Raw genomic sequence first — 2214 nt, 5'->3', positions numbered from 1 at the left:
GGCGCATCGTCATCGGCCAGGCGGTCGGGTTCAATTGCAGCGGCAATATTTCAGCGGTTGCGCGACCACATGCCGCGCCCTAATCTGGCGGCGCCGCCATGCCCACCCGTCGACCTGCTTCCACGAGAATGCGATGCGCTTCTGGGATGCCGTCCGCCAGCTCGGCAAAAAACCTGGTGATGTGGCCACCGGTCCCGCGCCGGCAGAAGCCCCGCAGAGGGTGAGCAGCGCGGGAGCCGATCCGGAATGGCTGGACAGGTTCAAGGCGGAGGTGAAGCAGGGCGCTGCACGCGCCTTCGAAGCGATTTCCGCCGATCACCCGGGCGAGCAGATCTATGCGTTCGCCGTGTATAGCGACGACGGCGCGATGACCGTCTGCCCGGCGGCGAACTCCGAAGAAGCATACGCAGAAAAAAGTCGAGGCGCGGGCCCCTCGGATCTCATGTACTACCGCTGGAACACGGGCGACTGGGCGTATGAGTTCGAGCACGTCGAGGTGTTTGACGGCGCGTGCGAAATGCTGAACGACCTGCGCCAGGCCATGGGTGAAGAAGCGTATTACACCCTTCGCGAGGACGTGTTCAGGACGATGGTCGCTGCCCTGGAAGAGCTGAATGTGGAAGGCGCGTTCGGCATGGGCGCCGCGCGCGAGCGGATTACGGTCTTCTTCACGATTTCTGACGGCGGTGAGGAGTGGGAGGCGTACTCCGCCCCACGATGCAATCCACCGGCGGTCACGGAGAGGTTCCTTCGCGAGACCAACCCCTGAGACAGGGGAACGAAGATATGGGCGAGTAGACGTCCTGGGTTCGCAGGACGGCGACAAGCTCAATAGCCCGGTCCTTCCCGGACCGCCACTGGCATCCTGTATTCCCGCCCCGAGCGACAGCCCGTCCGGCACCCTGGCTCTCCGCGAAACACGCGCGGACGGGCCGGCGCTCGCGCACGCGCACGCACGAGGACTGAGCAATAGCCGGATCACAGGGGAGAATGCGAGTTATGAAAGACCGAATCTGAACACGGCCTCGCTTGGCCGGGGCGGCTGCTGGAGATGCTCACGGACCGCTTCGGGCCCTTCGAAGCCCTCGCGATGGCATCCATCAAGCTCGCGCGGCACGTTTTGGAGGGCGAACTTTCGATGGACCTGTTCGTTGCCGAAGCCGTTCTGGAGTTCGGCGATGATCTTCGGCAAGCTTCCGAAGCGGCAGCGAAGTGGGCAGAACGGGAGTGCACCGCGACTATAGCGTAGCACCCGTTCTTCCCCCTCGTGGCGCGCCGCCCTATATTCCCGCCCCGACCGACAGCCCGTTCGGCACTCCGCGCCGGCCTTCCGCGAACGACCCGCGGGCGGGCCGGCGCTCGCGCACGCGCACACGACGTTAGCGACCGATGCCCAAGCGCACCGACCTGCAGAGCATCCTCATCCTGGGCTCCGGGCCCATCGTCATCGGCCAAGCGGCCGAGTTCGACTATTCGGGGACGCAGGCCGTCCGCGCCCTCCGCGAAGAGGGGTACCGCGTGATCCTGGTCAACAGCAACCCGGCCACGATCATGACGGACCCCGACCTGGCCGACGCCACCTACATCGAGCCCATCACCCCCGAGTGGGTGGAGCGGGTGATCGAGAAGGGGAAGCCCGACGCGGTGCTCCCCACCATGGGCGGGCAGACCGCGCTCAACGTGGCGCTGGAGCTGCACGACCGCGGCGTGCTGGCGCGGCACGGCGTGGAGCTCATCGGGGCCAACGCGCGCGCCATCCGCATGGCCGAGGACCGCAGCGAGTTCGCCAAGGCCATGCGCCGCATCGGGCTCAAGCTGCCGCACGGCGGCTTCGCGCGCTCGCTGGACGACGCCCTCCGCATCGTGGAAGACACGGGGTACCCGGCCATCATCCGCCCCTCCTTCACCCTGGGCGGCACCGGCGGCGGCATCGCCTACAACCGCGAGGAATTCGAGGCGATCGTCCGCGGCGGTCTCGAAGCGTCGCCCAGCAGCGAGGTGCTGATCGAGGAATCGGTGCTTGGCTGGAAGGAATATGAAATGGAGGTAGTCCGCGACCGCGCGGACAACGCCATCATCGTCTGCTCGATCGAGAATATCGACCCAATGGGGATTCACACCGGGGACTCGATAACTGTCGCTCCGGCGCTGACGCTGACCGACAAGGAATATCAGCGGATGCGCTCGGCCAGCATTGCGGTGTTGCGCGAAATT

2 protein-coding genes and 1 pseudogene are annotated in these 2214 nt (G+C 65.9%); 2 read left to right on the top strand and 1 reads right to left on the bottom strand.

What is annotated here, in order from left to right; translation table 11 throughout:
* Window positions 1-769, top strand: a 769-nt coding sequence (locus VIB55_RS18625) for a DUF4303 domain-containing protein (protein ID WP_331878174.1), incomplete at its 5' end; no start/stop codon positions are given.
* A 228-nt stretch (window positions 770-997) separates the two neighbouring features.
* Here the strand turns inward: VIB55_RS18625 and VIB55_RS18620 are convergent.
* Window positions 998-1192 (bottom strand): hypothetical protein, encoded by a 195-nt coding sequence (locus tag VIB55_RS18620; protein ID WP_331878173.1) that lies wholly within the window; start codon window positions 1190-1192, stop codon window positions 998-1000.
* A 197-nt stretch (window positions 1193-1389) separates the two neighbouring features.
* Between VIB55_RS18620 and VIB55_RS18615 the strand changes: the two are divergent.
* Window positions 1390-2214: pseudogene (locus tag VIB55_RS18615) on the top strand (carbamoyl phosphate synthase large subunit); the annotation flags it as partial.

This window comes from Longimicrobium sp., from assembly GCF_036554565.1.
GTDB lineage: Bacteria > Gemmatimonadota > Gemmatimonadetes > Longimicrobiales > Longimicrobiaceae > Longimicrobium.
The sequence above is the reverse complement of the archived record's forward strand: the minus strand, read 5'-3'. Positions and strand labels throughout refer to the sequence as shown.